This window comes from Nocardia sp. NPDC059764 (assembly GCF_042732555.1).
GTDB lineage: Bacteria > Actinomycetota > Actinomycetes > Mycobacteriales > Mycobacteriaceae > Nocardia.
Genome location: NZ_JBHWHH010000019.1, coordinates 1 through 23,183, shown reverse-complemented (window position 1 = coordinate 23,183; position 23,183 = coordinate 1). Strand labels below are relative to the sequence as shown.

General features: G+C 69.8%; 20 protein-coding genes and 1 pseudogene. 10 read left to right on the top strand and 11 right to left on the bottom strand.

Features of this window, described 5'->3' with window-relative positions; all coding sequences use genetic code 11:
- Positions 1-33: 33 nt before the first annotated feature.
- Positions 34-960: an EamA family transporter RarD gene (gene rarD / locus ACFV4K_RS06445; protein ID WP_379272614.1), complete on the bottom strand. Its 927-nt coding sequence runs from the start codon at positions 958-960 to the stop codon at positions 34-36.
- 331 nt (positions 961-1,291) lie between these two features.
- Between rarD and ACFV4K_RS06440 the strand changes: the two genes are divergently transcribed.
- On the top strand, positions 1,292-3,763 hold the full coding sequence (locus tag ACFV4K_RS06440) for an HAD-IC family P-type ATPase (protein WP_379272569.1): 2,472 nt from the start codon (positions 1,292-1,294) through the stop codon (positions 3,761-3,763).
- A gap of 138 nt (positions 3,764-3,901) precedes the next feature.
- The gene (locus ACFV4K_RS06435) at positions 3,902-4,729 is read left to right on the top strand and encodes a PhzF family phenazine biosynthesis protein (RefSeq protein WP_357095111.1); all 828 of its coding nucleotides are present in this window, start codon (positions 3,902-3,904) and stop codon (positions 4,727-4,729) included.
- Positions 4,730-4,737: 8 nt separating this feature from the next.
- Here the strand turns inward: ACFV4K_RS06435 and ACFV4K_RS06430 are convergent, their stop codons facing one another.
- Entirely contained in the window at positions 4,738-5,649 is a 912-nt protein-coding gene (locus tag ACFV4K_RS06430) for an ADP-ribosylglycohydrolase family protein (RefSeq protein WP_379272567.1), read from the bottom strand.
- Between the two features lie 219 nt (positions 5,650-5,868).
- Here ACFV4K_RS06430 and ACFV4K_RS06425 point away from each other — a divergent pair, with 219 nt between their 5' ends.
- Positions 5,869-6,663 (top strand): acyl-[acyl-carrier-protein] thioesterase, encoded by a 795-nt coding sequence (locus tag ACFV4K_RS06425; RefSeq protein ID WP_379272566.1) that lies wholly within the window; start codon positions 5,869-5,871, stop codon positions 6,661-6,663.
- Positions 6,663-7,256, top strand: a complete 594-nt coding sequence (locus ACFV4K_RS06420) for a pyridoxamine 5'-phosphate oxidase family protein (RefSeq protein ID WP_379272565.1) — start codon at positions 6,663-6,665, stop codon at positions 7,254-7,256. The genes ACFV4K_RS06425 and ACFV4K_RS06420 overlap by 1 nt, the downstream gene beginning before the upstream one ends.
- 477 nt (positions 7,257-7,733) lie before the next feature.
- Here the strand turns inward: ACFV4K_RS06420 and ACFV4K_RS06415 are convergent, their stop codons facing one another.
- The 3 genes from ACFV4K_RS06415 to lspA are packed head-to-tail and all read right to left on the bottom strand — an operon-like array spanning position 7,734 to position 10,015.
- A complete protein-coding gene (locus tag ACFV4K_RS06415; RefSeq protein WP_379272563.1) occupies positions 7,734-8,420 on the bottom strand; it encodes a hypothetical protein in 687 nt (228 codons plus the stop codon).
- 12 nt (positions 8,421-8,432) lie between these two features.
- On the bottom strand, positions 8,433-9,359 hold the full coding sequence (locus tag ACFV4K_RS06410) for an RluA family pseudouridine synthase (RefSeq protein WP_357095098.1): 927 nt from the start codon (positions 9,357-9,359) through the stop codon (positions 8,433-8,435).
- Complete coding sequence (gene lspA / locus ACFV4K_RS06405) at positions 9,356-10,015, bottom strand: signal peptidase II (protein WP_379272561.1); 660 nt, start codon at positions 10,013-10,015, stop codon at positions 9,356-9,358. Before lspA ends, ACFV4K_RS06410 begins: the two co-directional genes overlap by 4 nt.
- Before the next feature lie 958 nt (positions 10,016-10,973).
- On the opposite strand from lspA, the pseudogene ACFV4K_RS06400 reads away from it, so the two are divergent.
- Positions 10,974-11,030, top strand: a pseudogene (locus ACFV4K_RS06400) (hypothetical protein); the annotation flags it as partial.
- Positions 11,031-11,169: 139 nt separating this feature from the next.
- Positions 11,170-11,883 carry a hypothetical protein gene (locus tag ACFV4K_RS06395; RefSeq protein ID WP_379272560.1) on the top strand — a complete coding sequence of 238 codons (714 nt, stop codon included), beginning with the start codon at positions 11,170-11,172 and terminating at the stop codon, positions 11,881-11,883.
- Positions 11,884-12,016: 133 nt separating this feature from the next.
- On the opposite strand, the gene ACFV4K_RS06390 is transcribed toward ACFV4K_RS06395, so the two are convergent.
- From ACFV4K_RS06390 to ACFV4K_RS06380, 3 genes are all read right to left on the bottom strand, one after another.
- The gene (locus ACFV4K_RS06390) at positions 12,017-15,316 is read right to left on the bottom strand and encodes an arabinosyltransferase domain-containing protein (protein ID WP_379272558.1); all 3,300 of its coding nucleotides are present in this window, start codon (positions 15,314-15,316) and stop codon (positions 12,017-12,019) included.
- A 92-nt stretch (positions 15,317-15,408) separates the two neighbouring features.
- A complete protein-coding gene (locus tag ACFV4K_RS06385; RefSeq protein ID WP_379272556.1) occupies positions 15,409-15,909 on the bottom strand; it encodes a hypothetical protein in 501 nt (166 codons plus the stop codon).
- Positions 15,910-16,083: 174 nt separating this feature from the next.
- The gene (locus ACFV4K_RS06380) at positions 16,084-17,406 is read right to left on the bottom strand and encodes a DNA polymerase IV (protein WP_379272613.1); all 1,323 of its coding nucleotides are present in this window, start codon (positions 17,404-17,406) and stop codon (positions 16,084-16,086) included.
- Positions 17,407-17,636: 230 nt separating this feature from the next.
- Here ACFV4K_RS06380 and ACFV4K_RS06375 point away from each other — a divergent pair, with 230 nt between their 5' ends.
- Together ACFV4K_RS06375 and ACFV4K_RS06370 are read left to right on the top strand one after the other, a co-directional pair.
- Positions 17,637-18,515 (top strand): UTP--glucose-1-phosphate uridylyltransferase, encoded by an 879-nt coding sequence (locus ACFV4K_RS06375; RefSeq protein ID WP_379272555.1) that lies wholly within the window; start codon positions 17,637-17,639, stop codon positions 18,513-18,515.
- Between the two features lie 196 nt (positions 18,516-18,711).
- Positions 18,712-19,797 (top strand): alpha/beta hydrolase, encoded by a 1,086-nt coding sequence (locus ACFV4K_RS06370; protein ID WP_379272611.1) that lies wholly within the window; start codon positions 18,712-18,714, stop codon positions 19,795-19,797.
- A 41-nt stretch (positions 19,798-19,838) separates the two neighbouring features.
- Here the strand turns inward: ACFV4K_RS06370 and ACFV4K_RS06365 are convergent, their stop codons facing one another.
- A complete protein-coding gene (locus tag ACFV4K_RS06365) occupies positions 19,839-20,285 on the bottom strand; it encodes a MarR family winged helix-turn-helix transcriptional regulator (RefSeq protein ID WP_379272553.1) in 447 nt (148 codons plus the stop codon).
- 55 nt (positions 20,286-20,340) lie between these two features.
- On the opposite strand from ACFV4K_RS06365, the gene ACFV4K_RS06360 reads away from it, so the two are divergent.
- A complete protein-coding gene (locus ACFV4K_RS06360; protein WP_379272551.1) occupies positions 20,341-21,375 on the top strand; it encodes a hypothetical protein in 1,035 nt (344 codons plus the stop codon).
- Here the strand turns inward: ACFV4K_RS06360 and ACFV4K_RS06355 are convergent.
- Positions 21,372-21,911 carry a TetR/AcrR family transcriptional regulator gene (locus ACFV4K_RS06355; protein WP_379272550.1) on the bottom strand — a complete coding sequence of 180 codons (540 nt, stop codon included), beginning with the start codon at positions 21,909-21,911 and terminating at the stop codon, positions 21,372-21,374. The genes ACFV4K_RS06360 and ACFV4K_RS06355 overlap by 4 nt on opposite strands.
- A gap of 112 nt (positions 21,912-22,023) precedes the next feature.
- On the opposite strand from ACFV4K_RS06355, the gene ACFV4K_RS06350 reads away from it, so the two are divergent.
- Positions 22,024-22,437 carry an organic hydroperoxide resistance protein gene (locus tag ACFV4K_RS06350; RefSeq protein WP_379272548.1) on the top strand — a complete coding sequence of 138 codons (414 nt, stop codon included), beginning with the start codon at positions 22,024-22,026 and terminating at the stop codon, positions 22,435-22,437.
- Between the two features lie 6 nt (positions 22,438-22,443).
- Here ACFV4K_RS06350 and ACFV4K_RS06345 read toward each other — a convergent pair whose 3' ends face one another.
- A complete protein-coding gene (locus ACFV4K_RS06345) occupies positions 22,444-22,995 on the bottom strand; it encodes a C40 family peptidase (RefSeq protein WP_379272547.1) in 552 nt (183 codons plus the stop codon).
- Positions 22,996-23,183: the final 188 nt, after the last annotated feature.

Genomic DNA, 23,183 nt, shown 5'->3' with positions numbered 1-23,183 from the left:
CGCACACCGCATGAGGGGGTGTGCGGTTCCGCGCTAGGCGGAGGTCTTCGCGGCGCGGCGGGAGCGGCGCAGGGCGTCGGCGGTGAAGATGGCCAGCGCCAGCCAGATCAGCGCGAAACCCGCCCAGCGGGAGGCGGGCATCGGTTCGTGGCCGACCGCGACGCCCCAGGTCAGCTGGAGCGCGGGCGTCAGGTACTGCAGGATTCCCATGGTGGACAACGGGACTCGCGGCGCGGCCAGCGCGAACAGCACCAGCGGGACCAGGGTCACCGGACCGGTCAGCATGAGCAGTCCGGTGTGCCCGGCCGAGGAGCCGAAGGTCGCGTTGCCGGTGAGCGCGATGACGATGACCGCGATCAACGCGAACGGTGCGGCCGCCAGCCCCTCCGCCGCCAGCCCGGGCAGCGCGTCCAGCCGGATCACCTTCTTGACCAGACCGTAGGTGGCGAACGAGCAGGCCAGGATCAAGGCGATCCACGGCGGCCGCCCGTAGTCGACGGTCAGCACGATCACCGCGGTCGCGCCCAGCCCGAGCGCCACCCACTGCGGGGTGCGCAGCTTCTCGCGGAAGATGAGGACGCCGAACGCCACCGTCACCAGCGGGTTGATGAAATAGCCGAGCGCGCACTCCACCACGTGATGCGAGATGACCCCGTACACATAGGTGCCCCAGTTCAGCGAGATGGCGGCCGAGGCCACCGCCGCCAGCCGCCAGGTCCGCGCGTCGATCCGCCGCAGTTCCCCGAGCCGCCCGGCGACCAGCAGCGCCAGCAGCGCGACGACCAGGGTCCACAGGATCCGCTCGGCCAGCACCTCCCCCGCACTCGCGAAGGACAGCAAACCGAAGAACGCCGGGAACAGACCCCAGAGGAAGTACGCGCCGATCCCGAAAGCGATCCCGGTGTCCCGTTCCCCGTCGTGCCGCGCGAACCGGCCACGCCACCCGCGCTCGGCCGTCACCGTCGCGGCGCCCGCGGCCGGGTGCGGGGCGGGGGACTTCGGATGCTGATGTCCTTCGGCCACTCAATTACGTTAGCGTGCGCAACAAGTCCCTTTCGCCGCGATCCCGCCGCACCCCGCCACCACCGCGCACGGTCCCACCGCCCCCGCACCTCGACGACGCCGGATGTCACGCGCCGCCCTGTCCCCCGGTTGTCCGTGTCCTCGCCCACCCCCTTCGTGATGTCCGATTTGTCGGAGTTTGCCTTTGACCTGGCACAGCGCACATTTTCGACACCGTCGATTTCAGCTACACCTGGGTTAACAGCTCGGAAGGGCTAGCCTGGTCGGCATGTCGATCACCGCGCAGGCAGCGAGTCCGCCGAGCCCACCCGCACTGGGGCTCACCTCCGCCGAGGTGGCGCAGCGGCGGCGGGACGGGCTGACCAATGACGTGCCGGAGCGGGCCAGCCGGTCGGTCAAGGAGATCGTCAGGGCGAACGTCTTCACCCGGATCAACGCCATCCTCGGCGTGCTGTTCATCCTGGTGCTGGCCACCGGATCGATCATCGACGGCATGTTCGGCCTGCTGATCGTCGCCAACAGCGCGGTGGGCATCATCCAGGAGATCCGGGCCAAGAACACCCTCGACAAGCTGGCCATCGTCGGACAGGCCAAACCGGTGGTGCGCCGCGACGGGCAGGCCACCGCGGTCACGCCGCAGGAGGTCGTGCTCGACGACATCATCGAACTCGGCCCCGGCGACCAGATCGTCGTCGACGGCGAGGTGATCGAGACCGAACTCCTCGAGGTCGACGAGTCACTGCTCACCGGTGAGGCCGACCCGATCGACAAAACCCGTGGCGCGCAGATCATGTCGGGCAGCTTCGTGGTGTCCGGCAGCGGCGCGTACCGGGCCACCAAGGTCGGCAAGGACGCCTACGCCGCCAAACTCGCCGACGAGGCCAGCAAGTTCACCCTGGTCAAGTCCGAGCTGCGCAGCGGTATCGACACCATCCTGAAAGTCATTACCTACCTGCTGATTCCGGCGGGCCTGCTGTCCATCTACAACCAGCTGTTCTCCTCCAAGGAGTCCTGGCGGCCCGCGGTCAACGGCATGGTCGCCGCCCTGGTGCCGATGGTGCCCGAGGGCCTGGTGCTGATGACCTCCATCGCCTTCGCCGTCGGCGTGGTCCGGCTCGGCGCGCGCAAGTGCCTGGTGCAGGAGCTGCCCGCCATCGAGGGCCTGGCCCGGGTGGACGTGGTGTGCGCCGACAAGACCGGCACGCTCACCGAGAACGGCATGCGGCTGGCCGAGATCCGGCCGGTCGACGACAGCGGGCGCGCGGTGGACCCGGCGAACGACGGCCAGGCCCCCGAGGAGTTGCGCCGCGTGCTGGCCGCCCTCGCCGCCGACGACCCGCGCCCCAACGCGTCCGTCCTCGCCATCAAGGAAGCCCTGCCGGACGCCCCCGGCTGGCAGTCCACCGGTCTCGCGCCGTTCTCCTCCGCCAAGAAGTGGAGCGGCATGTCCTACGGCGAGCACGGCAACTGGCTGATGGGCGCGCCCGACGTGCTGCTGGACCCGGACACCGAGATCGCCGCCACCGCACAGGAGATCGGGGCGAAGGGCCTGCGCGTGCTGCTGCTGGCCCGCAGCGACCGCCCGGTCGACGCGCCCGACGCGCCCGGCCAGGTCACCCCGGCGGCGCTGGTGGTGCTGGAGCAGAAGGTGCGGCCCGACGCCAAGGGCACCCTCGAATACTTCGCCTCGCAGCATGTTTCGACCAAGGTCATCTCCGGCGACAACGCGGTGTCGGTCGGCGCGGTCGCGTCCTCGCTCGGGCTGAGCGGCGGCGACGATCCGGTCGACGCGCGCACGCTGCCGACCGACCAGAACGAGCTCGCGGACGTGCTCGACGAGAAGACCGTCTTCGGCCGGGTCCGCCCGGATCAGAAGCGCGCCATGGTCGGAGCGCTGCAGTCGCGCGGGCACACCGTCGCCATGACCGGCGACGGCGTCAACGACGTGCTCGCCCTCAAGGACGCCGACATCGGCGTCGCCATGGGCTCGGGCAGCCCCGCCACCCGCTCGGTGGCGCAGATCGTGCTGCTGGACAACAAGTTCGCGACCCTGCCGTACGTGGTGGCCGAGGGCCGCCGGGTGATCGGCAATATTGAGCGGGTCTCGAACCTGTTCCTCACCAAGACCGTCTACTCGGTGGTGCTGGCGTTCCTGGTCGGCATCGCGGGCATCGGGTCGCAGATCTTCCACTACAAGGCGATCGGCTACCCGTTCCTGCCCCGCCACGTGACGATCGCCGCCTGGTTCACCATCGGCATCCCGGCCTTCATCCTGTCGCTCGCGCCCAACAACGAGCGCGCCCGCACCGGATTCGTCGGCCGCGTCATGCGTTTGGCGATCCCGTCCGGCGTGGTGATCGGCGTGATGACGTTCATCTCCTACCTGATCGCCTACCGGGGACCCGACGCCGGGGAGACCGCGAAGGTGCAGGCCGGCACGACCGCGCTGATCACGCTGCTGATCATCGCGGTGTGGGTGCTGGCCATCGTGGCCCGGCCGTGGAACTGGTGGAAGATCCTGCTGGTCGCGGGTTCCGTTGCGGGATACCTGATCCTGTTCGCGGTGCCGTTCACGCGGCACTTCTTCAAACTGGATCCGTCCAATGTCGCGCTGACCACCTCGGCGGTGGTGTGCGGCGCGATCGGCGTGGTGCTGGTCGAGGTGGCGTGGTGGCTCAGCGCCAAGTATCTCGGCGACACTCCGCACAACGCACCAGCGGTCCTGGACGAAAACGACTGAATCGCACAATGTTCCGGAGCGGCGGCGCACCCCACGGTGAGCCGCCGCTCCGCTGTTTCCAAACTGGTCGCATGGTTTGGCTCGCCGGGTGGTCGGCCGTCCTGGGCAGCGGTCGAAATCGCAGGTACCTTGTGCCCCATGGAGGTCTTGCTGCATCAGCTCGACGCATTCGCCGACGCGCCGTTCTCCGGCAACCCCGCTGCGGTCATGCCGCTGCTGTCGTGGCTGCCCGACGAGCTGCTGCAGCGGCTGGCCGAGGAGAACAACCTCGCCGAGACCGCCTTCTACACTTCCGCGCTACCCGTGGAAGCGGGTGTGCCGCCGGACAACTCGCCCGCCTTCCACCTGCGCTGGTTCACCCCCACCGTGGAGGTCGACCTGTGCGGGCACGCCACCATGGCCACCGCCGCCCAGATCCTCGACGATATGCACCCCGGCGCCGACCGGGTGCACTTCTACACCCGCAGCGGCTGGCTGCGCGTCGACCGCGACCGCGACGACCTGGTGCTGGACCTGCCGTCGGTGGCGTCGGTGGAAATCGATGCGCAGGAGGAACTTCCGCACCGGCTCGCCGAGGCGCTCGGCGTGCGGCCGCTGCGCGCGTTCGAGGGCACCGACGTGGTGCTGGTCGTCACCGCCGAACACGAAGTGCGCGAATCCCGCCCGAACTTCGCCGCCTTCCCCGACCTGAAACGCGCCGCCATCCTCACCGCCGAGGGCACCGAGGTGGACTTCGTCTCCCGCGTCTTCGCCCCCGGCCAGGGCATTCCCGAAGACCCCGTCACCGGTTCCGCGCACGCCCAGCTCACCCCGCTGTGGAGCCGCGAACTGGGCCGCACCAGCCTCACCGCCCGCCAGCTCTCCCGCCGCGGCGGCTCCCTGCGCTGCACGCTGACGGGCGACCGGGTCCGCCTGACCGGCCGCTGCCGCCGCTACCTCGACGGCGTCGTCCGCATCCCGGACTGAGAGCCGCGTCAGCGCGCGACGATCTGCCGGGTGAGCGTGTCCAGATCGTCGGCCCGGTAGCCGGGGTAACCGTGCATGATCTCCCGCCACTCCGCGGGCACGGCCGACACGCCCCAGCGGGCCCCGAGCAGGCCGCCCGCGATGGCCGCGGTGGTATCGGTGTCGCCGCCCGCGCGAACCGCCAGTTCCAATGCGGCCGGAAGGGTTTCGGCGTGGGTGATCGCCCACCACGCGGTCTGCAGGGCGTGCACCACCCAGCCGTTCTTGGCGAAGTCGGCCGGGACGCCGGTCTCGGCCTTGTCCAGCAACGGTTCCCAGAAGCCGGTGTCCACCTGCGACAGCGCCTCCCGCAGGCCGTCGTAGGTGCCGAACAGCACGGCGTGGCGGATGGCGAGGGTCCACAGTTTGCACGCCTGCATGGCCTGCATGTCATAGTGGGTCAGGGAGCTCACCAGTTTGGCTGCCTTGCCGCACTTCTCGGCATCGTCGAGGTAGGCGAGGGCGACCGGGGCGGTCCGCATGAGCGACCCGTTGCCCGCCTTGAGCCCCGGCAGATCGTGCGCCCGCAGCTGCATGGCCCGGCCGGTCCGATCGCGGTGCTCGAGCACCTGCCGCGTCTGGTTCCCGATATCGGCGGGCTTGGAGTCCCACCACACCACGAATTCGGCGGCCACCGCGTCCAGCCCCTCGGGGCCGCACAGGTCGCCCGCCACCGCCGCCGCGCGGGCCACCGCGACTGCCATGGCGGTATCGTCGGTCCACTCCCCCGGCGCCCACCGGAACGCGCCGCCGCCCTTCATCCGGATCTCCGCGTCGGGACCGGGATGGGTGAACTCGTACCCGGCACCCAGCGCATCCCCCGCCGCGGTCCCCACCAGCACGCCCCGGGCCCGATCAGCCTGCTCCGGCGTCAATTCCATCCGCAATCGCCTCTTCCGCTCCGATGCCGTCGGCATCGATCCGCCACGCGTATCCGATCCACCACGACGTTACCCACCCCGGGGCCACGCCGAACCGGGCATCCGCGGTCTTCACGGGTTCTGGACTACCCTCGGAATCACTCCGGTGCAGTGTCGCCGCCGCTGTTGTTCCGTGCACTCCCTCCCGCCACTCGGATGCAAGATCCGGAGGTTCTGCCGATGAAGAACCAGCTCGCCGGCCATGCCGACCGGGCCGCCGCGGAGCTGCTGTCCGCGCCCCTGGCCCCCGTCCCGGGCTCCGGCCACATCTTCGACGTCGACCGCCGCCTGAGCACCGTCGACATGGACGAGAACCGGACCATGCGCATCGACGGCATCGCCCGTCATCTCCAGGACGCCGGAGTCGACCATCTGATGCACATCGGCTCGCTCGAATCCCACCCGCACTGGATCGTGCGGCGCACCGTCATCGACGTGCTGCGCCCGATCGCCTGGCCCACCCGGCTCCGTGTCCGTCGCTGGTGCTCCGGCATCTCCCCGCGCTGGTGCACCATGCGCGTCCGCATCGACTCCGATGCCGGCGGCCTCGTCGACACCGAGGGCTTCTGGATTCACATGAACAAGGCGACGATGAGCCCCTCCCGACTCACCGACGACTTCTTCGACCTCATGGCCACCACCACCGACGACCACCGCCTGCGCTGGCGCCAGTGGCTCGACGCCCCCGCCCCCGCGGCGGACGGCCGCCGGTACGCCTTCCGGCGCGCCGACACCGATCACTTCCGGCACATCACCAATACCGCGTACTGGCACGCCGTCCACGAATTCGCCGCCGACACACCCGGACTCACCCGCGGCCCGCACCGCTACATCCTCGAGTACAACAAGCCGATCCGCTTCGGTGAACCCCTCGACATCCACGCCGTCGACACCCCCGACGCGCTCACGCTCTGGTTCACCGTCGACCAGGAGACGCGCGCCATCGCCCAACTCCGCCCGCTGGAGGACGACTGATGCTCCCCACCCCCGTTTCCGCCGAGGATCTCAATATCTACGGCCAGGCCGACCTGCCCTGGGACCGAGTCCTGAAAGCCCTCGACATGGCCATCGGCCTCCCCGAGACGGCCGAATTCCTCAGCACGGTAGGCCCTTCCGGCAAGCCCAGCTCCGCCGGTATCGGCTGCGTCGAATCCGACGGCCACCTCTACTTCACGAGCGGACCGGCCACCAGGAAGTCCCGGAACCTGGCCTCGAACCCGAATTGCACACTCTCACTCCGCCTCCCCGGAGTGGACCTGGTCCTCTCCGGGGAGGCTCACCGAGTCTCCGGCGCGGCCGAACTCGACCGCGTCACGGCTGTCTACCGCGCGGGCGGATGGCCCGCGGAACGATCGGGAGACGAGGTCACCGCCCCGTACAGCGCCCAGAGTGCGGGTCACGCACCATGGCACCTGTACCGCTTCACCATCCACTCGGCCGTCGGAGTGGCGCTGACCGATCCACACGGAGCAACCCGCTGGCAGTTCGCGCACCGGGGGATGGCGTTGTCACAGAAGCACTCAGATGCACCAGAAGACGCTACCGAGATCGAAGCACCACGCAGCTGATCCGAACGATCCGTCGATCGGAGTGGCGGAGGTCGCCGGCGGCGCCGCGGCAGTGGCGTCGGCGCCGGCCGTGGGAGCGGCCAAGACCAACAAGGGCGCCGCAAATACTGTCGCCGCTACGGTTTTCATGATCTTTCTAGACATTTTGCTTCCTTACCACGAGCTTTTGTGATGTCCGCGTCTACCAGGCTGCGTTGCCGAGCTACCGGACCTGACCGCGATCGCGTCGCACGCCGAATCGGCTCTGCGACACCCGATTGGCTCCTTGGTGAAGTAGTAGTCCTTGTAAAGCACATGCGACGTCCCGATCGGAACGCGCATTGAGGCCGGCCGAGAGCTACCGCATCGACCTGACCGGACAGGACGTCATGTGGAACGACGCCAGGTGAGAGCTTACTCCTGGCTATCATTCAATTCGGACGGAGCGAGCAGATTTAGTTGATGAAGATTCTGCAAAGTCGAGCGTCCGGGAACCGGTCAGCCGACGGGGACGGGGCCGTCATCGGGGCCCGGGACCGCGGCCTCACGTTGCTCGGGCAGGAGCGGCGAGACGGCGAAGACAGCGGCGGAAGCGTCGGCCGGTAGCGCTTCGACAGCGCGGATTCCGGGACGGGTGGCCACGGTTCGCAGCTGGGAGAGGGAGCCGTGGACGACGACGCCCACGACGCACGCGCAGTCGGCGCGCAGCCGGGCGGCGACGAGGTCCTTGACCTGCGTGGAGCGGGTGTCGAAGGTGGTGGTCGATTCCATCTGAGCGGCGGCGGATTTCACCGAGGCGACCGCGATGCCCTCGCCCGATGGCACTCCGATCGCGATGATGGGTGTCGCGACCCGGTCCACCCACACGTGGTAGTCGACCTCCGAGACGCGCAGGCCCGCACTGAATTCGGGGATGCGGTCGGCGGTGACGCCGGCGGTGAAGGACAGCAGGGCCCAGTGGCCTCCGGAGTCGCTGCCCGCCAAGGACTTCCGGGCGCGGGTCAGGTAATCGGCCACCTGCTCACCGCTTTCCGGTCCCAGCCGGTCGGTCGCGATGATCCCCGGCCGCGGCGGGTTCGCCCAGCCCAGCACGAGGATCAGAACGACGAGAAGCACCGCCGCCGTGGCGATCCCGGCGCGGCGCAGGGTCGAGCCCGCCACGCCGCGGGGCCGCGGTGCATCCACTCGGAGCTCCGATCAGTGCTGACGCAGGACGTCGAGCGCGTGTTCCAGGTCGGCCGGGTATTCGCTGGTGATCTCGACCCAGCGGCCGTCGGCGGGATGGTTGAAGCCCAGCTGGCGGGCATGCAGCCACTGCCGTTCCAGACCCAGCCGTTCGGCCAGGCGCGGGTCCGCGCCGTAGGTGAGGTCACCGCAGCAGGGATGGCGCACGGCCGAGAAGTGCACACGGATCTGGTGGGTGCGCCCGGTCTCCAGGTGGATGTCGAGCAGGCTGGCGGCCTGGAAGGCCTCGACCGTGTCGTAGTGGGTGACCGACGGGCGGCCGTCGGCGGTGACCGCGAACTTCCAGTCATTACCGCGGGCCCGGCCGATCGGAGCGTCGATGGTGCCGCTCGACGGATCCGGGTGGCCTTGCACCAGAGCGTGATAGCGCTTCTCGACGGTGCGGTACTTGAAGGCGCGCTTGAGCTGGGTGTAGGCGTGCTCGGACTGCGCGACCACCATCACGCCGGAGGTGCCGACGTCGAGGCGGTGCACGATGCCCTGGCGCTCGTGGGCGCCCGAGGTGGAGATGCGGTAGCCCATCGCGGCCAGACCGCCGACCACGGTGGGGCCGGTCCAGCCGACACCGGTGTGCGCGGCCACGCCGACGGGCTTGTCCACGGCCACGATGTCGTCGTCGGCGTAGAGGATCTTCATGCCCTCGACGGGAGTCGCCTCGACGGTGAGTTCGCGCTTGGGCTCGGGGAATTCGACCTCCAGCCACGCGCCGGCGGTGAGCCGATCCGACTTTCCGGCCGCGACGCCGTCGAGCTGCACCGAGCCGTCCTCGGTCATGGCCGCCACCGCGGTGCGGGACAGGCCCAGCAGCCGCGAGAGCCCGGCGTCGACACGCATGCCGTCCAGGCCGTCGGGCACGGGCATGCTGCGGGTCTCCCTCATGCCGCCTTCCCCTCCGCGGTCGTCGCGGACGCGCGGTGCATGCGGGTGCCGTCGGGTTCGAAACCGAACACCGTCAACGCCACCAGCAGGATCGCGCCGCACACGATGGCCGAATCGGCCACATTGAACACCGGCCACCAGCCGACCGCCACGAAGTCCACCACGTGACCCTGCAGCGGGCCGGGCGCGCGGAACAGGCGATCGATGAGGTTGCCGAGCGCGCCGCCCAGCACCAGGCCCAGGCCGATGGCCCACGGCAGCGAGCGCAGGGTGCGACCGATCCGGATCACGCCGATCACCACGGCGGCGGCGATCAGGGTCAGCAGCCAGGTCATGCCGGTGGCCATGGAGAACGCCGCGCCCGGGTTGCGGACCAGGGACAGCCGCGCCCAGTCGCCGATCAGATAGATCGGCTTGCCGGGGGTCATGGTGGAGACCACGATCGTCTTGGTCAGCAGATCCAGGCCGAGCACCACGGCGGCGAGCACCAGCAGATTGCGCAGGCGCAGCGGCTGCGACGCGGTCTCGGCGGGAGCGCTGCCCGACTCGGCGGATTCGCCGGCGGGGGAAGCCTCGGCATCGATCGCGGGAACGGTCTCCCCTGGCGACTTGTCTGGTTCCTCAGCGCCCGTTTCGCGCGGCCGGTCGGTACTCACCCTGACATCATTCCTTATCCACGCCCGCGGACTCCGAACGGTCCGGGCCGGGCGGCTCCGAACCGCCGCGAGGGCGGACCCGGGGCCCGTCCCGGGCGGACCGAAACGGCGGCCGCACAGGATCCCAGCTGTTTTTCAGGAACCCGTCGTAACCTGTTCGACGTGACGGTGTTGTCTTCCTCCCCCAGCTCGGCGAACGCCACCGCACCCTGTTCCGGAGCCCCGCGACCGCCTCGCCGCGGGAGCGCCCGCGGCCACCGTTCCGGGGTGCTGCTGCTGGTCCTCGCGGTCACCCTGACCGCCTTCGGCGTCGGCTGCAGCGACTCGTCGGAGACCACGGCCGAGGGCGACGGCACCGAGCCGGTGGGCATCAACAAAGAGGTCACCATGCCCATCGAGGCCGTGACCACCACCGTCGTCAACCCGGGCGCCGAACCCCGCTCGCCGCTGCGCCGCACCCTGGAGCCGGGCACCAGCCAGCAGGTGACGCTGAGCACCGAGCACCACATCGAGCAGCAGATCAATCAGCAGGCGCAGCGCGACATCTCCCCGCCCGCGGTCACCATCCCGCTGACCGCGCAGGCCGGGGCCGACGGCGTCGAACTGACCGTCGGCAATGTCACCTCCCCCGACCCGGCCCTGGCCGCGGCGCTCACCCATGCCGACGGCTCCCACGTCGGTTTCGACGTGAGCGAGCTGGGCGCGATCACCGCGCTCAAGCTGGCCCCCAAACCGGCCACCTCCGACGCCGCGCGCGCCGCCCTGGAGCAGTCGTTCTATCAGGCCGTGTACCAGTCCATCGCCTTCCCGACCGAGGCCGTCGGCGTGGGCGCGGTATGGACCGTGCGGCAACAGGTTTCCGGGAGCGTCCCGCTCGAGCAGGTGACCACCTGCACCCTCACCGCCCGCGAGGGCAACGAGCTCACCATCGAACTGAACGTGGTGCAGAGCCCGAAGTCCGCGGTGTGGCATCTGCCCAACGAGGCGGGCCAGCTCGAGATCGTCGACTACCTGATGCACGGCACCGGCACCATCGCCGTGGATCTGGGCCTGCCGCTGCCGGTTTCCGGCCAGGTCGAAGTCGGCGGCAACCAGACCTACCGCGACCCGCGCAGCGCGGTGACCCTGCGCCAGACGCTGCGCACGGAGGTGCAGTGGGGAGCCTGACACGGCTGGCGTTGCTGGCGGGCGCGCTGGCGCTGACCGCCACCGCCTGCGGGAACAGCAAGGACTCCGGGGACCCGCTGCCCAGCCTGGGCCCCGCCGTGCAGCCCACGCAGTCGCCCGGCGGCGCGCCGGTTCTCGACGAGTACACGCTGCGCTCGGATCTGCTGGATCTGACGGCCATGCCCGCGGGGTTCACCGCCCTGGACGACCCGCCGCCCGGCGCGTCGGGCGGCGCGGGCGCGAAGACCGATCCCGCGCAGTGCGCGAAGGTGCTGGAAGCCATCGCGGTGCAGGCGCCCGGCGCGGCGGCGCGCGCGGCGGCCCAGTTCGGCGGCATGAACTTCGCCAGCGTCGACATCGACGCGGCGTCCTATGCGAACGGCGGCGCGGCCCAGGCCTTCTCCGCCGCCCAGTCGCTGCTGACCGGGTGCACGAAGTACTCGGGCACCGATGCCGACAACACCAGGGTCGAGTTCCGGCTGGGTGGTTTGAATCAGCCGCAGGCCGGCGACGGATCGACCGCGTTCCAGGTCCGGACCACCAGCGAAGGCCTCACCCTCTACACCGACGTGAGCATCACGCTGGTGGGCTCGACAGTCGTGCAGATCGCCTACTCCGACGCCAAGGAGCCCGATCCGCAGCAACTCAGCGCCATGACCGCGGCCCAGGTGCGGAAACTGCGGGGAGCCGCGGGACCCTAGGTGCCGCCCTGTCCGCGGGCGCGCAGGAGCGACAGGCCCCGCGGCCATGCAGGGCTGAGTCCCCCGGAACGACACCGCCCCCGCTTCCGATCGGAAGCGGGGGCGGATCGCGGTCACGATGTGACGGCCGAAGCTACTGCCAGCCGGTCACATTGATCGGCCCGGGATTCCACATTCCCGTGTGACTCTCGACGGTCACCGACGGCTTGGCGGTCTGCGCGGAACTGTCGATCCGCTCGAACCGCTGCAGCTCGCCCCAGTCCCGGCGCGGGTCGTTGTCCAGGAAGGTGGCGATGGTGACCGGGCGCAACAGCATCGAGCTCCAGCCCAGCGCGCCGCCGCCGTCGTGGCTCTGCCACAGCGTGGTCATGGCCGCGCCGCCGCGGTCGGGCAGGATGCGGTACTCGGGCACCTCGGCGATGCCGTCGAGGTGATCGAAGGGCCGCTGGCACGGGAACTGCAGGCCCACTTCCCAATCCAGCAGCACCGGCTTGGCGCTGCCGACGTACTCCTGCAGCGTCACCGTGTGCGGGATGCGCGGCGGGGTGAGCGCCACCCACTGCTTGGGGTCGCTGTCGCGATCGGTGGCGACCACGCGAATCGCGGTGGCGGCGGCCGGGATCTCGCTCAGTGGCGTCCGCAGATTGCGCCAGGTCGGGGCGGGACCGATATCGATCGGCGTCACCCGGCCCTGCGCGACCGGCACACCGTCGGCGCCGGGCACACCGTATTCGACCTCGACCGACTGGCCGGGGGTCACGATGCCGTCCTGGTCGACCGAGCGGATGCGGCCCGCGGCGGCGATCGCGATGATGCCGGAGCGATCCTGGGCCGCGGGCAGCATGTACCAGCCGGTGGTCAGGGTGGAGATCGCCTCGGAGCTGTTGTAGCTGCCCAGCACCGGGGTGCTCGCGTCCAGGCCGAAAGGCAGTGGCGCGGTGGTGGTTCCGTCGGCGGTGCCGCTGCTGCGCCCGCTGACCGCGCTGGCGACGCTGCCGCCGGTGTCGAGGTCGTCGTCGGGGCGCAGATCGGTGGCGACGCCCTTGGGCGAGAAGCCGGTGGCCTCGGCGCCGAAGGCGCTGTGCGCGTCGCCGGTCAGCGGCGGCAGCATGCCCGCGTTGGGCTGCTCCTCCACCCGCACGTCGCGGGCCAGGCCGCACGGCTTGCCCAGCACGGCATCGATATTCGACCGGGCCAGCGAGTACGCCGGGTACTGCACGACCGCGCCCTTGGCGAGCATGGCCACCTCGAACACGACCATGAACGCGGCCGCCACGGTCAGCGGCGGGATCGCGATGAACCGCCAGCCCAGCGTCGAGATCCGGTGCGGGCCCGGCTTTTCGGGCGCGCGCACGTGGAACCAGCCGGCGAGCGCGAGCAAGGCCAGCGCGATGCCCAGGAAGATCTTGGAGACCAGGAACCCGGCCAGCACCACCGGCTTGTCGTTCCAGGAGATCGACCAGTTCGAGACGTACCACCAGCCGTTGATGCTGGCGAACGCGGCGGCCAGCGCGAACGCCACCACCGCCGCGAACAGCGCCCGGTTGCGCGGCGAGCGCATCACCCGGGGGCCGACCGCGACCGCGGTGAGCACCGCGACCACACCGGCCAGTCCGGCGTAGATGCCGTTGTGGTGGGTCCACTTGGTGGGGGTCAGCATCATCAGCAGGATGACGCCGACGCCGGTGCCCAGCACGCGCCGGGCCGGGCCCGAGGCGGTGAACGGGATGCGGCCGCCCTTGCGCAGCAGCACCGCCGCGCACACCGCCAGGCCGATCCAGAACACGAACATGCCGAAGCGCCGCGCCAGCGAACCGTCGATGGTGGGCATGAAAAGGTACTGGTAGCGAATGTATTCGCCGTCCCAGTGCACATCCGGGCCGACCGCGGTGTGCACCCGGCTCATCTCGAACATCGAGGCCAGCGGCTGATCGCAGAACATGACCGCCAGCACCACGGCGCCGGCCGCGGCCACCGGAGCAGCCAACGCGAGGTACGCGCCGAAGCGGGCCTTCAGAATGGTGAGCGCGCTCGCGCCGGGCGGGGTCGGCTTGCCCAATTCCGTTGCGCGCCGGTTGAGAATCCGCCAGATCGGCCGGATGCCCGCCAGCAGCGGAGCGAAACAGATGATGCCGGACGGGCCGACGGTACAGGTGAACGCGCCGATGCTGACGGCGATGCCGTAGGGCAGCAACCGCCCGGTCGCGATGGCCCGCTCCACCGACACCCAGGTGAGCAGCACACCGAGAGCCACCAGCGGCTCCGGCCGCAGACCGTTGTTGTAGGCCAGCCACACGGCCAGGAAGCCCAGCGCCCCGGTCCACACCGCGATCCGGTCGCGGCGCACCCGCGCGCCCAGGCGCGGGATCACCTCACGGCTGAGCACCAGCCAGATCAGCACGCCCGCCGCCAGCGCGGGCAGGCGCATCCACACGCTCGCCGGGCTGACCTGCGCCATATGGCCGATCAGGTCGTAATACGGTGTGCCGACCGGGGTTTCGGGGACGCCGAAGTAGCCGAAGTAGTTGGCCATATATCCGGCGTGCAGGGACGCGCGGCCCATGCCGAACTGGTATCCGTCGTCGGAGGTGGTGGCGCCGATGAAGTGCCACAGCACCAGCGTGCCCAGCACCACGGCGTCGACCGGCTGGAAGGTCCACCAGTGCTTGGGCAGGAAGCGGCGGCTGCGGCGGCCGTCGAGACGGTCCAGCCGGAACAGGGCGCCCAGCACGACGAGGGTGCCGACGATGGCCGTCCAGATGGCGATCCGCTTGAGCGGGCCCGGGGTGGAGGTGAAACGGCTGTCCACCGCCGCGGTGACCTTCGCGCCGTCGGAGACGGTCAGATCGCTGAAGATCCCGACCAGCTGCGGCCGGTAGTCACCGTCGAGGGTGACCGGCTCGACCGAGGAACCGGTCAGCGTCGCGGTGGAGGAGGTGAAGTCCGAGTGCACGGTGAGCGCGCAGCCCGCGCCCAGCTGGTCCACGGGCACGCTGAGCAGCGTCTTGTGGTGCAGGATCGCTTCCAGCTTGCCGGGCGTGGTGACGCCGTCGGCGGTGGTCGCCGCGGTGACGCGGGCCACGAATCCGTACTTCTCGAGGTCCGGCGCGCCGTTGGGTCCGGTGGCGGCCAGGGTGCCGCCCTTCGTGCCCAGCTGGGCCACGGCGGCGCAGGGAATGGTGGCGTCGAAGCTCTGCGGCGCGTACGTGATCAGCGGGGCTTCGATGCTCTGCGTCGAATTGCCCTGCGGCCAGGTCAGAGTGGTGTGGTCCACACGCACCGGCAGGAACGGCACCGCCAGCGCCGCGAGCACCGCGGTCAAGCCGGCGATCAGGGCGACAGGGCGCGCCCAGCCCCCTCGAGTCCGTCTCTCGGGTTCGGCACCAGCACTCCCGGCGGCATCCGGCCCCGCCTTCTCCAACACGTCCGTCACGACCGCAGATCCTAAGCGGTCCTCATCATCGACCGCCAAGAAGAGGACGAACCCGGCATTCCACTAGGGGATGCCGGGTCCGCTCGAGACGACTAGCCGCAGGCCGGGGAGGTCTGGTTGACCAGAGAGAGGGCGTTGCAGACCCAGTCCTTCTGGACCTTCCACTTGCCGTCCTCGGCCACGAACGGCACGACGGCCTGCTGCGGCGCGCCACCGTTGACGGCGAACTGGGCGTCGGCGGTGATGGTGCCGTTGCCGAGGTCGGTCACATTGGTGACGGTGATGGTCGCGTTGTTCTGCCGGTAGGCCTCGGCCAGGCGGCCGGGCAGGGCCGGGTCGGCGTTGGCGCCCTGCATCATGTCCAGCTTCTGCGCGTCCGGGATGTTCGGATCCAGCGCCTTCTGCAGCTCGGCATTCAGGTCCGCCACGGACGGAGTCGCCGGGTAGTTGTTCTGCGCGCCGGTGACCTTGGAGGTGGTGGCCTTGGTGGGCTTGGTCTCCTTCTTGTCACCGCTGCCACACGCCGACAGCCCGAGTACGGTCACGACAGCCAGGGTGGCGACCGCGATACGTCCAGTCTTCTGAAGCTTCAACTGCTCGTCCTTTGCGTTCGAGTAGGTCCGTTCGACAAGTGACAGCTACACCGCGGCGGCGCTGCCCGACTGGCGACACTACCAACGCCCGGTCGCGGAAACCGCCTCCGAGGGCGGTGGCGCGACATATTCAGGCCGAATCCTCATAATTCGCGCATTCGGGTCTTAACGCCTTCAGCGCAGGCTGCCCAATGGATCCGCCCTGGTGAGAGCCGGATCCGCGGCGGCGAAGGTGCGTGTGGGACCCGGTCCGGTGGAACGGGTCTCGAAGCGGACCGTCACCACCCCGTGCCCCGCGCCCTGCACCCAGCCGTGGCCGAAATCCGGGTGCTCGACATCCAGTCCCGGATACCAGGTTCCGATCGCGAAGGAGCGAGTCGCGGGCGGTACCAGCGGATCCGGGCCGCCGGGCACGGACAGCGTGGGCTCCTCGGCGACCGCGTCGGCGTCCACCGTCTGATCCAGTTCCGGGAACAGCGATTCCTGCCGAATCTCCGACAGCCCGGCGAAACCCACGCCCACCAAGCGAATCGGACCGATCTCGACCGGGTCCAGGGCCGAGCGCTGCGCGGCGGCGGTCAGGGTGACCAGGTCCTCGGTGGCGTAGGGCAGCGTGGAGGATCGGGTCACGATGCTCATATCGGTCTTCTTCAGCTTGAGCACCACCGTGCGCGCCGCGCGCCCGTCCGCGCTCAGCCGCCGGTGCGCCGAGGCCGCCATGGCGTCGATGGCCGGGCGCAGCTGGGCGAGGGTGAGAATGTCGGTCTCGTAGGTGGTTTCGGCGCTGATCTGCTTGGCCTCGGCGCGCTCGGCCACCGGACGGTCGTCGATACCGCGGGCCAGCCGGTGCAGCGCCACCCCGATGCTGCCGCCCAGGATCGAGGCCGCCTCCGATTCCGGCAGCGCCGCCAGCGCCCCCACCGTCTCGATTCCCAAGGAGCGCAAACGACTCTCGGCCACCGGGCCGATCCCCCACAGCTTGCGCACCGGCAACGCGGACAGGAAGCCGTCCTGCTCGACCGCCGGAATCACCCGCACCCCATCGGGTTTGGCCAGGCCGGAGGCGATCTTGGCGAGCTGCTTGCCGCTGCCCGCCCCGACCGAGGCCACCAGCCCCGTGCGCTCACGCACCGCCGTGCGCAGCTCCTCGCAGAATTCGAGCACCCGCTCCGGCGTCGCCCCCGCCAGTTCCGCCGGTTCCCCGAAGGCCTCGTCGAACGACAGCGTCTCCAGCACCGGGATCCGCGACCGCAATGCCTCGAACACCTGCCCGCTCAGTTCCCCGTACACCGCGCCGCGCGGTGGTATCACCACCGCCGACGCGCCGACCAGCCGTCGCGCCTGATGCATGGGCATGGCCGACCGCGCGCCGAACACCCGCGCCTCGTAACTGGCCCCGGCCACCACGCCGCGCCCGCCCATGCCGCCGACCAGCACCGGTCGCCCGCGCAGGGTCGGCCGGGTGAGCTGTTCGACCGAGGCGAAGAAGGCGTCCATATCGATGTGCAGCACCCAGCGCCGCTGGCCCCGGCCTCCCGCGGGCCTGGGGGGTTGCCGTGAATCCGCCACGGCCCCCACCGGCCCGACGCCCGACGCCGACGCCCCAGCACAACCGGCCTCACCAGGCGCGATGCCCGGGTTCGCGGGGCCGGCGGAGATGGTCACAGAGGGAAATCTACAAGCCGCTACCGACAGGTACGGGCAGGAACCTGTGTGAGAATTCGTCCATGACGATTCGCAAGGCCGTGATTCCCGCTGCGGGCATCGGCTCGCGCCTGCTGCCGTTGACCAAGGCGATCCCGAAGGAAATGCTCCCGGTGGGCGACAAGCCGGTCATCGAGCACACCGTCCGCGAACTCGTGGCCTCCGGCGTCACCGACATCACCATCGTGGTCAGCGGTGGAAAGTCGTTGATCCAGGACCACTTCCGCCCCAATCCGGCGCTGGTCGCGCAGCTGCGCGCCGACGGCAAGACCGCCTACGCCGACGCGGTGGAGGAGGTCGGCGAGCTGAGCCGGGCGGGCCACATCACCTACCTGGACCAGCACGGTCCCTACGGCAACGGCACGCCGGTGCTGAACGCGGCCCGCCACCTGGGCGACGAGCCCATGCTGGTGCTGTGGCCCGACGACGTCTTCGTCGCCGAGGTGCCGCGCGCCCAGCAGCTCGTCGACGCCTACGCCAAGACCGACGCGCCGGTGCTGGCCCTGATGCCGATGGACCCGGCCGAATCCTCGCGCTACGGCGTGCCGGTGGTCGAGGAGACCGAGGGCAACGGCCTGATGCGGATCAGCGGCCTCAAGGAGAAGCCCAAGCCCGCCGACGCGCCGTCGGAGTTCGCCGCGATCGGCGGCTACGTGGTCACGCCCGGCATCATCGCCGAGCTGCGCCGCCAGGTCGACCTCTGGTACACCCACCGCACCGGCGAGGTGTACCTGACCGACGCGATCAATATCTTCGCCGCCGAGAACCCGGTGTACGGCCAGGTGATCCGGGGTCGCTGGTACGACACCGGTAACCCGGCCGACTACCTGACCGCGCAATTCGCCACCGCGCTCGCCGACCCGGAGTACGGTCCGCTGCTGCGCAGCCTGGTCGCCGAGTAGGAGAACCGCGACACGCACTGAACCACAGCGGATCCGCATAGCCCGGCGCACAAGTGCCGTGCGCCACAAGCACGCCGACCCCGATATTGTCGAAACCTGAAACATTGGGGCACGAGTCGGCGATCATGCGCATGGGTCGGGACACCCTGTGGATCGAAGGTCGGTTTTGCTAGGCGGATTGGGCACTCGGGCAGCACTGCTCGCGGCGGCAAGTTGTTCTCTTGTCACTACGTTCACCACGGTCGTGCCCGCGGGCCCGGCCTTCGCCGCCCCTCCCGACCCGATAACCGGCAGCGCCGCACTCGCGGCGACAACGGTGTCCGAGGACGGATCGTCGATCGAGAGCTTCGAGATCCACGACGCGCGCAACCTCACTCTGCTGGTGCACTCGGCCGCCATGGACGCCGACATCACCGTGGAGGTGCAGCGGCCCGCCGATCCCTCGCGACCGCGACCGGTGCTGTACATGCTCAACGGCGCGGGCGGCGGCCAGGACACCGCGACCTGGAAGCGCAATACCGACGCCACCCAGTTCTTCATGGACAAGAACGTGAATGTGGTGATGCCCATCGGCGGCGCGTTCACCTACTACACGGACTGGCGCAGCGCCGATCCCAAACTGGGCCAGCCCATGTGGAAGACCTTCCTCACCGAGGAACTGCCGCCGCTGGTGGACGCGGCGCTCGACACCGACGGCACGCACGCCATCGCCGGCATGTCCATGTCGGGCACCTCGGTGCTGCAACTGGCCATCGCCGCGCCGGGTCTGTACCGGGCGGTCGCCGCCTACAGCGGGTGCGCGCAGATCTCCGATCCGGTCGGGCAGAAGTTCGCGAACCTGGTGATCACCATCGGCGGCGGCAATCCGGTGAACATGTACGGGCCGATGGACGATCCGGAGTGGGCCGCCAACGACCCCTACGTGCACGCGGAAGCCCTGCGCGGCATGGAGATCTACGTCTCCAATGGCAGCGGCCTGCCCGGCAAGCACGACAATGTGGCCGATGTGCGCAGCCTGGGCCCGGCCGACGGCGGTCTGCCGCAGCAGATCCTGGTGGGCGGCATCCTGGAGGCGGCCAGCGACTGGTGCGCGCGGAATCTGCGGACGCGGCTGCGGGACATGAGCATTCCCGCGACCTTCGACATCACCCAGGCGGGGACGCACTCCTGGGGGTACTGGCAGGACGCGCTGCGCTCCTCGTGGCCGGTGCTCGCCAAGGGCATGGGCCTGCCGGACGAGGAATGGGCGCCCGAGACCGCGCGCTCGGACGGAACCAACTGAGGTACTCCGACGGAACCGATTGAGCCGGACCGGGTTCGGGCCTAGCCCGCGTCGGCGGCGTTGTAGCGCACCAGGTATCCCGCCAGCCGCTCCACATCGGCGTCGTCCCAGTCCTGGAAGCGTTCGGTGAAGGCGGCGGCGCGGCTGCGGGCCGCCGCGCGCGCCACCCGGCGGCCCTCGGCGGTGGCGTGCAGCACCAGGTTGCGGCGGTTCGTCGGATCCACTTCGCGTTCCAGGTAGCCGTCGCGTTCGAGGGCGGCCACCTGGCGGCTGACCGTGGACTTGTCGAGGTGGAAGTGCCCGGCGAGATCGGCGGCCAGGCAGCCGTTCCGCTCGATCACCAGGTCCAGGATGCTGGAGGCCACCAGCGACAGTTCCGGGTGGAGTTCACTGGCCCGGCCGCGGGCGCGGCGGGCGAAGGCGGTGAGCTCGCGCTGTATGACCTCGATCGCATCGGCGCGGCCGGGGAATGCGGATTCACTCTTCATGGTTGTAGACTACAACCTCGCTTGGTTGTATTTACCAACTATTGGAGAAGACTTCATGGCCACCCAACAGATCCGGCACGTCGCCGCGCACCTGCTCACCCCGCTGCTCATGTGCCTCGGCATGGGCCTGGCCTACCTGGGCGCGTTCCACCAGCCCGAGCCCAACCACCTCGCGGTGGCCGTGGTCGGCGACAACGCACAGGTCAAGGTGCTGGCCCAGTCCCTGAAGGACAAGGGCGGCAACGCCCTCGACGTGATCACCGTGCCCACCCGCGGCGACGCCGTCGACAAGCTGCGCCACCGCGAGCTGGCCGGGGCGTACGTGCCCGACCCGAACAAGCCCGAACTGCTGGTCGCCAAGGCCGGATCCGACACCACCGCCATGGCCGCCGAGGCCGTGTTCGGGCAGGTCGCCGGATTGCAGAACACGCCGCTCACCGTCACCGACGTCACCACCCCCAGCTCCGGCGACCCCACCGCGCAGGGCATCTTCTTCCTGCTGGTCGCGCTGAGCATCGGCTCCTACGGCAGCGTGGCCGCCATCAGCGCCGCGGGCGCGGGCCTGCCGCTGTGGCAGCGCGGGATCATCGGTCTGATCACCTCACTGCTGGTGAGCCTGATCGGCCTGGCGCTCGCGGGCCCGGTCTTCCACATCGTCGACCACGATCTGGGCGCGATCTGGGGCATGTCGTGGCTGTACTCGGCGGGCATCCTGAGCATCGGTATCGGCCTGCACACCTTCCTGAAGCGCTGGACCACCCTGGCCATGATGGTGCTGTTCGTGATGCTGAACTTCACCAGCTCCGGCGGCGTCTACAGCCCGTGGCTGCAGAACGACTTCTTCGGCACGCTGCACCGGTTCTGGAACGGCGCGGGATTCGTGGAGGGCGCGCGCAGCCTGCTCTACTTCGACGGCATCGGACTGGGCAGCCGGATGGCGAGCCTGGCGCTATGGCTGGCCGCGGGCGTGGCGCTCATGGCCGCCGCGGGCCTCGCCGAGCAGCGGCAGGCCGCGCCGGAGCACGCCGCGCCCGCGCCCGCCGCGGGCGACGCCGCCGAGGCGGAGATGGAGGAGGCGGTCGGGGTCTAGCGAATACCCCACTGCGACAAGGCGGTCCGGATGCCCACCCGGACCGTCTCCGCGTCGCCCACTCCCCCGCTGATGGTCACGCCGTCGCGGGTCAGCAGCAGCGCGCGGGCGGCGTCCTCGACCTGCGGGTGCCCGGCGGCGCGCAGCCGCTCGGCCATCAGGTCGCGGAACCAGGCGCGGTACTCGTCGACGACCTTGCGCACGGCGTGGTCGGAGTTCGGGAACTCCACGGCGGCATTGAGGAACGGGCAGCCCCGGAACCCCGGGCCGCGGCTGAGCTCACCGAGCCGCTCGAAGATGCCGACGATGGACTCGGAACCCGAACCGGGGATGGCCTCCAAGGTCTCGCGCTGACGGCCGTATTCGCGGACCAGGTAGGCGACGACGAGATCTTCCTTGGTCTTGAAGTGCCGGTAGAAGGTGGCCTTCGCGATCCCGGCCTCGGCGATGATCCGGTCGATGCCGACCGTGTGGATCCCCTCGGCGTAGAACAGCCGGGTCGCAGTGTCCAGCAGGCGCTCGCGGGCTTCGCTCATGGCTTGACCTGCTCTCCTTCTCCCTGATCGGGGCTATGTATTGACGATAGCAGACAGATCTGTCTACCCTGGGGCTCGGACGTGAACAGACAAGTCTGTCTAGGAGATATCAATGCCCGCACTCTTCACCTCATCCGCCACCTCCGTCGGCCGCGAGGGCCGCTCGGTCAGCTCCGACGGCTACCTCGACCTCAAGCTCGCCCAGCCCAAGGAGGCGGGCGGCAGCGGTGACGGCACCAACCCCGAGCAGCTCTTCGCCATGGGCTACTCGGCCTGCTTCGCCGGCGCGCTGCAGGCGGTGGCCCGCAACCAGGGCGTGAAGCTCGGCGACACCTCGGTGACCGCCGACGTCACCCTGAACAAGGACGACGAGACCGGTTTCGGCATCTCCGTGGTGCTGCACGTGGAACTGCCCGCGGAGCTGCAGAACGAGCAGGGCCACGCGCTGGTCGAGGCCGCCCACCAGGTGTGCCCGTACTCCAAGGCCACCCGGGGCAATATCCCCGTGGAACTGGTTGTCGAGTAAGGCGATTCAGAAGAATCGGCGAATGGTGTAGATGTCGAACTCGCTCAGGGGCGTCAGTCCGACGGGCACACCCCAGTTGTACGCGTTCAAGACATTGCCGCCGCCCGCGTAGATCCCTTCGTGGGAGGCGTCATCGTTGAGGATCAGCACATCGCCGGGCTGCAGCGCCCCGAACGGCACCTCGAGGCCGACCTCGGCCTGCTGCCAGGTGGTGCGCGGCAGATTGATGCCGACGCTGCGGAACGCCCACTGCACCAATCCCGAGCAGTCCCAGGCATCCGGACCGGTACCGCCCCACTGGTAGGGCTTGCCGGTCTGGGTGCCGGCCAGCGCCAGCGCGGCCATGGCCCGTGGGCTCGCGATCGGCAATTGCGCCGAGCCGCTGGCACTTCCGGAGAACGATCCGGTTCCACTGCCGGAGGAGGATCCGGACGCGGAGCCCGAGCCTCCCGACCCGGTGTCGGCGTGCGCGACGCCCGCCCACATCGCCCCTGTCATCGCCATCGCGGCCACCGTCGTGGCCAAGGTTCTGAGCCTGCCGAGTCGCTTGCGAGCCATGGGGCGCCCCTTCATCGGTGGTACCGCGGGAACAGCTGTGGACAAGATAGGTTAGCTAGCTGATAGCCGTTCTATCGCACCTGCCACAGCAGCCACAAGGGAACCAGGGCTGGCGTGTCTCGAACCGCTGATGCCTCCCCCAAAGAAACTCCTGGTCAATCGATCCAGACCCCACATAACAAGAAGAG

Coding starts and splice junctions, on each gene's coding strand:
- ACFV4K_RS06440 (WP_379272569.1), top strand. CDS start 1,292: ATGTCGATCACCGCGCAGGCAGCGAGTCCGCCGAGCCCACCCGCACTG.
- ACFV4K_RS06435 (WP_357095111.1), top strand. CDS start 3,902: ATGGAGGTCTTGCTGCATCAGCTCGACGCATTCGCCGACGCGCCGTTC.
- ACFV4K_RS06430 (WP_379272567.1), bottom strand. CDS start 5,649: ATGGAATTGACGCCGGAGCAGGCTGATCGGGCCCGGGGCGTGCTGGTG.
- ACFV4K_RS06425 (WP_379272566.1), top strand. CDS start 5,869: ATGAAGAACCAGCTCGCCGGCCATGCCGACCGGGCCGCCGCGGAGCTG.
- ACFV4K_RS06420 (WP_379272565.1), top strand. CDS start 6,663: ATGCTCCCCACCCCCGTTTCCGCCGAGGATCTCAATATCTACGGCCAG.
- ACFV4K_RS06410 (WP_357095098.1), bottom strand. CDS start 9,359: ATGAGGGAGACCCGCAGCATGCCCGTGCCCGACGGCCTGGACGGCATG.
- ACFV4K_RS06380 (WP_379272613.1), bottom strand. CDS start 17,406: ATGGACGCCTTCTTCGCCTCGGTCGAACAGCTCACCCGGCCGACCCTG.
- ACFV4K_RS06375 (WP_379272555.1), top strand. CDS start 17,637: ATGACGATTCGCAAGGCCGTGATTCCCGCTGCGGGCATCGGCTCGCGC.
- ACFV4K_RS06365 (WP_379272553.1), bottom strand. CDS start 20,285: ATGAAGAGTGAATCCGCATTCCCCGGCCGCGCCGATGCGATCGAGGTC.
- ACFV4K_RS06360 (WP_379272551.1), top strand. CDS start 20,341: ATGGCCACCCAACAGATCCGGCACGTCGCCGCGCACCTGCTCACCCCG.
- ACFV4K_RS06355 (WP_379272550.1), bottom strand. CDS start 21,911: ATGAGCGAAGCCCGCGAGCGCCTGCTGGACACTGCGACCCGGCTGTTC.
- ACFV4K_RS06350 (WP_379272548.1), top strand. CDS start 22,024: ATGCCCGCACTCTTCACCTCATCCGCCACCTCCGTCGGCCGCGAGGGC.
- ACFV4K_RS06345 (WP_379272547.1), bottom strand. CDS start 22,995: ATGGCTCGCAAGCGACTCGGCAGGCTCAGAACCTTGGCCACGACGGTG.